The organism is Mesorhizobium sp. FG116, assembly GCF_057809835.1.
This window is the reverse complement of sequence record NZ_JBMDKS010000055.1, coordinates 1-7578: the sequence shown is the minus strand read 5'-3', so window position 1 is coordinate 7578 and position 7578 is coordinate 1. Positions and strand designations below refer to the sequence as shown.

Annotated in this window: 12 protein-coding genes and 1 pseudogene; 8 read left to right on the top strand and 5 right to left on the bottom strand. The window is 59.3% G+C overall.

Going from position 1 to position 7578, the window contains the following annotated elements; genetic code table 11:
- Positions 1-152: 152 nt before the first annotated feature.
- The 6 genes and pseudogenes from tnpA to ACODTY_RS22810 all read left to right on the top strand — a co-directional run.
- Positions 153-638 (top strand): IS66-like element accessory protein TnpA, encoded by a 486-nt coding sequence (tnpA, locus tag ACODTY_RS22835; protein ID WP_488996469.1) that lies wholly within the window; start codon positions 153-155, stop codon positions 636-638.
- Positions 619-972 carry an IS66 family insertion sequence element accessory protein TnpB gene (tnpB, locus tag ACODTY_RS22830; protein ID WP_488996468.1) on the top strand — a complete coding sequence of 118 codons (354 nt, stop codon included), beginning with the start codon at positions 619-621 and terminating at the stop codon, positions 970-972. Before tnpA ends, tnpB begins: the two co-directional genes overlap by 20 nt.
- A gap of 54 nt (positions 973-1026) precedes the next feature.
- Positions 1027-2598 (top strand): IS66 family transposase, encoded by a 1572-nt coding sequence (gene tnpC / locus ACODTY_RS22825; protein WP_488996467.1) that lies wholly within the window; start codon positions 1027-1029, stop codon positions 2596-2598.
- Positions 2599-2662: 64 nt separating this feature from the next.
- Positions 2663-2956, top strand: coding sequence for a MarR family transcriptional regulator (locus ACODTY_RS22820; protein WP_488996466.1), 294 nt, complete (start codon positions 2663-2665; stop codon positions 2954-2956).
- A 93-nt stretch (positions 2957-3049) separates the two neighbouring features.
- Positions 3050-3193 (top strand): hypothetical protein, encoded by a 144-nt coding sequence (locus ACODTY_RS22815; RefSeq protein ID WP_488996465.1) that lies wholly within the window; start codon positions 3050-3052, stop codon positions 3191-3193.
- 317 nt (positions 3194-3510) lie between these two features.
- A pseudogene (locus ACODTY_RS22810) lies at positions 3511-3738 on the top strand (helix-turn-helix domain-containing protein); the annotation flags it as partial.
- Between the two features lie 173 nt (positions 3739-3911).
- On the opposite strand, the gene ACODTY_RS22805 reads toward ACODTY_RS22810, so the two are convergent.
- The 5 genes from ACODTY_RS22805 to ACODTY_RS22785 are packed head-to-tail and all read right to left on the bottom strand — an operon-like array spanning position 3912 to position 6171.
- A complete protein-coding gene (locus tag ACODTY_RS22805) occupies positions 3912-4226 on the bottom strand; it encodes a hypothetical protein (RefSeq protein ID WP_488996464.1) in 315 nt (104 codons plus the stop codon).
- A 1-nt stretch (position 4227) separates the two neighbouring features.
- Positions 4228-4848, bottom strand: coding sequence for a thermonuclease family protein (locus ACODTY_RS22800; RefSeq protein ID WP_488996463.1), 621 nt, complete (start codon positions 4846-4848; stop codon positions 4228-4230).
- Positions 4845-5483, bottom strand: a complete 639-nt coding sequence (locus ACODTY_RS22795) for a thermonuclease family protein (RefSeq protein ID WP_488996462.1) — start codon at positions 5481-5483, stop codon at positions 4845-4847. Before ACODTY_RS22795 ends, ACODTY_RS22800 begins: the two co-directional genes overlap by 4 nt.
- 17 nt (positions 5484-5500) lie before the next feature.
- A complete protein-coding gene (locus ACODTY_RS22790) occupies positions 5501-5803 on the bottom strand; it encodes a thermonuclease family protein (RefSeq protein ID WP_488996470.1) in 303 nt (100 codons plus the stop codon).
- 59 nt (positions 5804-5862) lie between these two features.
- Positions 5863-6171: a hypothetical protein gene (locus tag ACODTY_RS22785; protein ID WP_488996461.1), complete on the bottom strand. Its 309-nt coding sequence runs from the start codon at positions 6169-6171 to the stop codon at positions 5863-5865.
- 122 nt (positions 6172-6293) lie between these two features.
- Here ACODTY_RS22785 and ACODTY_RS22780 point away from each other — a divergent pair, with 122 nt between their 5' ends.
- Positions 6294-6692, top strand: a complete 399-nt coding sequence (locus ACODTY_RS22780; RefSeq protein ID WP_488996460.1) for a hypothetical protein — start codon at positions 6294-6296, stop codon at positions 6690-6692.
- A gap of 388 nt (positions 6693-7080) precedes the next feature.
- The coding region (locus ACODTY_RS22775) for a hypothetical protein (RefSeq protein ID WP_488996459.1) at positions 7081-7578 on the top strand (498 nt) is incomplete at its 3' end.

The window sequence follows — 7578 nt, the reverse complement described above, 5'->3', positions numbered from 1 at the left end:
GGGATCAACAGTACGGATTTGGAGTGCCTCGATCTCGTGATGCTTCGCGGGAAGATGACGGCTGGCGAAGTGTAAGCGCGAATTTCCCCGCACCTTTTGCTGTTGCGTGCCCTGATGCATGAGGTGTCCACCAAAATAGGTGGACACCAAGTATGGAAGAAGGTGGGCAGAAACTGCGGGTGAGGCTTGTCGGTCGGAACGGGCGACGCCGATACGATCCCACATCGAAGGACCGTCTTATCGCGGCCTGCCTTGAGCCTGGCGTTTCGGTATCGAGACTTGCGCTCGAACACGGGGTCAATGCGAACCTTCTCTGGAAGTGGATACGCCAGCACCGGCTGGCGCAGCAGGGCACGGTGGCGCTCCCGCCGCCTTCGACACCGGCGTTTATTCCGGTTCAGATTGAAAGCGTCACGGATCGGGCTGTGTCGAGACAGAGCGGCGGGTTTGCGCTGGACTTGCGGCCCAATAATCCCGGAGTGAGGCTGCCGGAATCTGCGGGGACAGGCCGGCTTTGCTTTCCAGCCAAGGTGAGCGCGTCCCTGCCGAACGGCGTGAAGTTGACGCTGGAATGCAGCGACGTAGACGCGCTGGCAGCAACAATCGGAGCGCTGGGTCATGTTCAGACTGGGCGCTGATCTGAAAGTCTACCTGCATCGCGAGCCGATCGACTTCCGGGCTGGGATCAACAGCCTTGCGGTTCTGGTTCAGGAAACGATGGCACTCGATCCGTTTGCTGCGGCGGTTTTTGCGTTCTGCAATCGCCGTCGCGACCGGATGAAGCTGCTGTTCTTCGATCGGTCGGGCTTCGTGCTGGTGTTGAAGCGGCTGACCGAGGACAAGTTCCGGTGGCCGCGGCGCGAGGCAGCGGTGGTCACACTGACGACCGAGCAATTGCATTGGATCCTCGACGGCATCGATATTGATGCGGTGGTCCGCCATCCGGTGCGGCACTATCAGGTCGCAGGCTGACGGCTCCCGAATTGAGCGGTTGACGCCGCAGTATGCTTTCGATTCAAGAATCTGATGAATCGACCCGGCGAACCGACTGTCGAAGAGTTGACGGCACGCATTGCTGCGCTGCAAGCGGAGAACCGCCAGCTCGCCGAACGGGTCGTCAAACTCGAGGGAGAACTGGCGCTTGCACGGCTGCATCGTTTTGCGCCAAAGAGCGAAAAGCACATTGACCGCCTCTTCAATGAAGCCGAACAGGCCGCGGATGAGGACGACGCCGACAGCGAAGATGGCGATGTCGTTGTCCTGCCGGACACGGGCTTGCCAACGAGCGAAGGGGCGACGGGAAAGAAGCGGGGCCGCAGACCGCTGCCGGAAAATCTGCCGCGCGAGCGGGTCGAGTATGACCTTCGCGACGACGAGAAGGCTTGTCCTTGCTGCCGTCACCAGATGCATCGCATGGGCGAGACCGTTACCGAGCAACTTCATATCGAGGTGAAGGCGAAGGTTCTGCAGAACGTGCGGTTCAAATATGCTTGCCGCCATTGCGACCGCACCGGGATCAACACGCCGGTGATGATCGCGCCGATGCCCACGCAACCTTTGCCGGGCAGCATCGCTACGGCCTCGACGCTGGCCTTCGCGCTCGTTCATAAGTATGTCGACGGCACGCCGCTCTACCGTCTGGCGCAGGCATTCGAGCGTGCTGGCGTTCCTGTCAGCCGAAGCGCTCTGGGCCACTGGGTGATCGGCTCGAGCGAAAAACATCTCTCCCGCATCTATGACGCGCTGAAGCTGCGGCTTCGATCGCAACCCTTGATCCACGGCGACGAGACCACGGTCCAGGTGCTGAAGGAAAAGGATCGAGAGGCCACCAGCACGTCATATATGTGGGCTTACCGGAGCGGCGAGGACAGTGACGAGCCGATCGTGCTGCTCGATTATCAGCCGGGCCGCGGCCAGATCCACCCGCAGGCCTTCCTCGGCGATTACCGCGGCATAGTGATGAGCGACGGCTATTCCGCCTGGCGCACGCTGGAAGGGGCAACGCATCTTAGATGCATGGCCCATTCCAGGCGGCGCTTTGTCGACGCGCTCAAAGCGAGAAAGAAGGGCGGCGGCCCGCCAGAGCAGGCGCTCCGGTTCTTCGAACAGCTCTACCGGGCTGAAAGGCAGGCGCGGAACGAGATCCCCGACGACGGCGAAACGCGAGATCACTGCATTCGCCGCTTTCGCCAGCAACATAGTGTCCCCGTCCTCAATGCTCTCAAGGCATGGCTCGATGACGTCGCACCGAAGGTCTTGCCTGACAGCAAGCTCGGCGACGTCGTGTCTTACACCTTGAACCAATGGGATTATCTGACGCGCTACACCGAGGACGGCAGCATGCCGATCGACAACAACCTTCTGGAGCGCGACATCAGGATTTTTGCCACTGGCCGGAAAAGTTGGCTGTTCAGCGATACCGTCGACGGAGCCAAGGCCAGCGCCATCGTCTACAGCTTGATGCTGACCTGCCGCGCCTCACGCATCGAGCCGCTCGCATGGTTGCGCAACGTTCTCACCGAACTGCCTCAACGCGCTGTCGATACTGATATCGACGACCTGCTGCCCTTCAACTTCGCCAAAACCGCTGCAGCCTGATCCGCTCGGACGCGCCCATCTGAAAGCGACCGTCGTTCAAATGGCAGCGTCAACGTGCGGGGAAATGAGCGCTTACGGCGAACTGGCTGAAATGGCGGGGTTGACGACCGGAGCAATAACGGGCGTCATTGATCGCCTGGAGAAAGCACGGTTCGTTCGCCGGGAACGCGACTCGACTGATCGTAGAAAGGTCTTCGTCGATGTCCTTCCTCAGGTCCAAGAAAATCTGAACCCGTTGGGGGAGCCTATGCAAGCTGCGGTTCTTGCAGTGCTTGCCAAGTATGAGGACAGGGCTCTCCAGATGCTTCTGGAGCTTCTTATGCAACTCCAGGCAGCCTCTCAGCAATCAAGGAAGTGAAAAGCGCGAACAGCGGCCGGATCCGCGGGCGCGAACCGATGACGATATCGATCCGATGGAGAAACGACGAGCCGCACTGGTCAGACGATCCATATGCTCGGCATCCCTGATGGCAGCCAGAGCAATGGCTATGTGAAGCGTGGTCGAAAGTCCGGCAAGAACGCAGATTTCATGACGGATCCAGAGGTCAAAGCTCGGCGAGAACAGGCTCTGGCCAGGTTGGCTGCTGCCGAATGAAACCAACTCTCAAAACTAAAGCCGAGAGAGGTTCACCGTAACGCCCCCGATCGGGCTCTGCAACCCCGACCAGCTAACGCACGATCGGGTGCTCATGTCGGCGCCAGGAAGGGCGTCAGTGCCGCATTACCAACCTACTGCGCACTGCCCTTTGAAAGGCCCTGTCGACATTTCTACTTTGCTGAGAGTGCGACAATCGAACTTGGTTGCAACTTAAATTGTAGCAGCCATTTAGTAATGCGACAATTGCCCTAGTTAGCTTCCGAGACTGGTCAACACGAAGCTGGAAAGGAAGGCTTGCGATTTCACAGAGCCTGGTGTGGGACCGGCCTACTGCGGAGTCTTTAGTCACCTTGTCGCAAAAAGAGCTGCATCGCCTCGAAGCCATCCAGAAGATCCGCGATCGACGGCTGAGCGTCGTCCAGGCGGCTGAGATCCTTCATCTCAGCCGCGGTCAGGTTCACCGGCTATTGCAGGCCGATGACCAGGACGGCGCCGGCGGGCTGGTATCGAAGAAGCGCGGCCGCCTGAGCAATCGAGGCCATGATGGGGTCGGAACAAGATCCGCTTTCCCAGACACGCTAAGGCTGAACAAAGCATGAACGTGAGGCTGCGCGAAGTCGGCGCGCGGATATGGGTAGCTGCCGGCGACCCCCGACAATCACTGAGAGAAGTCCCATGAGGCAAAGCGGCGGCCTGGATCATGGCATCGATCCCGTCATTGATAATCGGTGATGCCCAGGCGGCGTAGAACTTTGCCCGGGTCTGTTTCGCAATCATGCCTCCAATCTGGATGTTTGGCGCACGCATAGGCGTATTGGGTGAGATCGGCGCTGGACAAATTTGCGAGCTCATTGCCCTTGTCCATCCACTTCTGCACATCGGCCGACGTACACCCGATCCCGCCGGCGCCACACTGATCTGGGTCGACGTTGCCGAGTTGAGAAGGCTGCTGCGAAGTCTGTGATATCGCCGGAGAAACGAAGGTCGGGCCGGCACCAGCGATCAGGAGTATGAAGACTAGGTTTCTCATCTTAACCTCTCGGAGGATTGTCGGGTGACACCGGAGCGGGAGGAAGGAGGGGCAGGCCGGATGCCGGTGCTTCCTTTGACGTCGAGCCCACTGCGGGGAAGGCCGGTTGGTCAGGTTTGTAGTTCCACGGTGGAATAAGCTTCGGATCGGACCAGACACCAAAGCCCAGGCCACGTGCGCGACGTTCGATATCGAAATATGCGGGAACCTGCGGCTCACCGGGAAAATTGAACGCGTATCCGATGCCGTCGGCGATAGCCGTCGCAGCCAGATTGGTATCTTGGACAAAGCAATGCGCGAGAATGGTACCATTCGCGTCGGTCGCCACAGACGCACAATTCACGTCGTGTTTCAGGGTTCGAAGGATCAGCCAGGCGCGAGCCACCTGACCGACGGGCCATTCAACGCTTTCGGTCGTGGCAACCTGATCGAGCCGAGGTGCGAGATAGCCTGCAAGGCGGACGATCTTGATGGGGTTGATGAACTCAATGGTCGAACCATCGAGCACCTGCACGCGTCCGTAGATTTGCTTAGGCATGGCCCCGTCGGCCGAACTCTGCGCGCTTGCCAGCGATGCGGTGGCGACCATGGCGATGATCGCGATGCTGTCGACGGGCTTCATTGCTTACTGGCTGCGCTTTTTGAGGGTTGCTGTTTGCTCTGTCCAATAAGGATGGAAACGGGGTGTGGAAGATCAAAATAGGCCCAGAGCCCTTGTCGGGCTTCACGTGCGCCTTGTTCGACAAGCCGATAACCGGGAACGACCAACTGACCGGTTGGGCTGGCCGCGGCAAAGCCCCATCCCTGCGCGATCATGTAGGTCGCGAGGTCGTAACCGGTTTTGCCCGTCGTTGTCTCACAGACAACAAGCAGATTGTTGGCGTCGAGTTCCCCGATCGTCGTGCAGACGGGCTTGCTGTCCCGGACTATAGCTTGCGCCATGATCAGGTTCAGCTCACCGCAATCACGCTTTGCGCCGGGGGCTATCGTTACCGACGTACCACGCAAACAGGCCTGCAGGCCGTAGAGCCGGTAACGCTTGCCATCCGCGACCCAGCTATCTGCGGTTTCAAATTGCGCTGTCGTAGGAAAGGGAACGAATTTGCTGGCGTTCCCATTTTCGGATGAAGCTGGATCTTTGTCGTCAGGCACTTGCGCCTGGACAAGAACTGTCGCCGGCTGCGTCGGCATCCAGACAGACGGGAGAACGGCGGCATAGGCATAAACGAGAGAACTGGCGAAGATGGCAATAAGCATGATTGTCGAAACCCGCATCAATTCGTCTGGTTTTGCCGATACCGTTCGCCATAAGGGTGCTGGAACGAAGCGTTCGACCAAATGCCGACGTGATTCTTTGCGGCCTCCCCTTCGGCGGCGGCGTATTCGGGAAAAAGGGCCGTGCCGTTCGTAGTTCGGGCAGCGAAAGCCAGCCCGCGGCGAATAAGGTATTCGGACAGCGACTGCGCGCGACCGTCAGCGCCAATGAAGAAGCATTCGGCAAAGCGAACCGCCGGCCTTCCGGTGTTCGCGCCAAGAAAATGGCAGGGAAACGCGCCACCCGCGGACGCCGCCGTCATTTGCAGGGCGGCATCCAGACCAGCCAGCGACAGCATGGTGCATGACGCCCGCATCTGGTTCAGTTGGAGCTGCGCTGTCGACTGGCAGCCCTGGGCGCCAGCGAGCTTGATGACGGTGTTTCGGCATCGACGAACGCATTGCCGGTCAATGCGGCTTCGGGAATGACGGTTTCGAGCTTCAGCGCCGTTGCCAGACCGGCCGGGTCAAGAGGCCGCTGCGGTTCGGGGACCAGATCGCGCCCGCGTGCATAGGCATCCCGGTAAAATTCGACAATCTTGGCGGCGTTGGACGCCGTTGCCTGCTGGGCGGCTACGGGCGCGGCCGAAGCCACCAGGGTTGCGATAGAAATCGATGTAATTGCGTGCATTTTCTGTTCGGCCTTTCTCAACCGACCAGAAAATGCTATAGACGAAAATTATACGATAGTGCAAGTTTCAAGAGAGACGGAGCTGCATTTACAGCGCATAGCGCGGTCGAATTGTACGGACGATGGCGATGATCGGGGCGATAAAAAAAGCGGTGCGGGCGTTCTGGATGCTTGCTGGCCTTGTCATGCTTTGCGCCTGGATTGCATTTGGTGGTTGGCTTCTTCTGTGGATCGGATCGTCCGCCGTTCACGCGACATGGGCCCCTGCGGTCGGCTCGTGGGGCTATGATTTCTTTATCCAGCACTTCTGGGTGAAGCTGCTCTCCATCCTGGCATTCCTGACCCTTATCGGCGCGATCTGTGGCGAGACGCCGAGCCGTCGCACCAAGTGCGATACGAACTTTGAGGCTGAGCGCAAGAGGGAAGAAGAAATGCGGATCCTCGCCGATGAGACTATCATCGGTCAGCGCAATCTAAGCGCAGCGCAATCTGTATGGGAACGGTCCGCAGGATTGCGCTAGAGTTGTTGTCTAGCGTCATAAAACCGCGGATCGTCATTCCAGCGGCTAACGCTACGCTAGTAAGCGTCGTCTGTAGCTCCACACCAAAATTGTCCTGCCGAGCTGTCCTGCGGGATGGCGGTTCGTACGCGTAGGGGGCCAAAAGGGGCCGCCGATGGCCTGATCAGAATGCCTGCTCCACCGCGTCTAACGGGAGAGGACGCAGGGGATGCACCCGCCTCCTCCTTCCAGCCAGAATCTGGAGGACGCAGCACTACCGCAGGCCACTGCTGCGTCGGGTTGGCGACATGGGAATTGCGGCAGTTGAAATTATACGATAGTAACATTTTCAGGCGATGAGAGGCCATGACGACCGCCATATCGAGCGGGATAGGATGAGGAGCATTGGGTGGCTGCTCGCTCGAATTTGAAGCCAAATGAGAAGCCACCGTCGGTCGCGAACGAAGTGTGGTCGATGGATTGGTATCTCGTGCCACTGCAATTCGATTGTCAACATTGTGGGACGCAGGCGAACGGATATGGGCTGGTGCTTGGCCCGAACACGGAGGTGTCGGAGCGGGCGCTGGCCGGGAATTGGGAGGTGGAGCGACTTGGTACCTACGGCGCCGTTCGCGGCTGGAAGCGTGCGGGACGACAGGGATGCGAATTCATCACAAGCATGAGCGAAGACAGGCTGCGCTTCAGCCAAGGTGAGTTGCTGCTCGGGTGCGAGCGTTGTGGCGGAGAAACCGAACTGGACGCGGTGGCGCCGGCGGCGATGGAGAATTTCGTGCAGTGGGGATCGCTGCGCGCGATGCGCAATGAACGGCGAATGATCGTCGCCAGGGCGGCGGACATTGCGAAGTTTCACGATGGGACGGTCATTGATTTCGACGAAGCGATCGGT

Bases quoted from the DNA above. Each gene is read 5' to 3' on its own strand.
- tnpA (WP_488996469.1), top strand. From the start codon at position 153: ATGGAAGAAGGTGGGCAGAAACTGCGGGTGAGGCTTGTCGGTCGGAAC.
- tnpB (WP_488996468.1), top strand. From the start codon at position 619: ATGTTCAGACTGGGCGCTGATCTGAAAGTCTACCTGCATCGCGAGCCG.
- tnpC (WP_488996467.1), top strand. From the start codon at position 1,027: ATGAATCGACCCGGCGAACCGACTGTCGAAGAGTTGACGGCACGCATT.
- ACODTY_RS22820 (WP_488996466.1), top strand. From the start codon at position 2,663: ATGAGCGCTTACGGCGAACTGGCTGAAATGGCGGGGTTGACGACCGGA.
- ACODTY_RS22815 (WP_488996465.1), top strand. From the start codon at position 3,050: ATGCTCGGCATCCCTGATGGCAGCCAGAGCAATGGCTATGTGAAGCGT.
- ACODTY_RS22805 (WP_488996464.1), bottom strand. From the start codon at position 4,226: ATGAGAAACCTAGTCTTCATACTCCTGATCGCTGGTGCCGGCCCGACC.
- ACODTY_RS22800 (WP_488996463.1), bottom strand. From the start codon at position 4,848: ATGAAGCCCGTCGACAGCATCGCGATCATCGCCATGGTCGCCACCGCA.
- ACODTY_RS22795 (WP_488996462.1), bottom strand. From the start codon at position 5,483: ATGCTTATTGCCATCTTCGCCAGTTCTCTCGTTTATGCCTATGCCGCC.
- ACODTY_RS22790 (WP_488996470.1), bottom strand. From the start codon at position 5,803: ATGACGGCGGCGTCCGCGGGTGGCGCGTTTCCCTGCCATTTTCTTGGC.
- ACODTY_RS22785 (WP_488996461.1), bottom strand. From the start codon at position 6,171: ATGCACGCAATTACATCGATTTCTATCGCAACCCTGGTGGCTTCGGCC.
- ACODTY_RS22780 (WP_488996460.1), top strand. From the start codon at position 6,294: ATGGCGATGATCGGGGCGATAAAAAAAGCGGTGCGGGCGTTCTGGATG.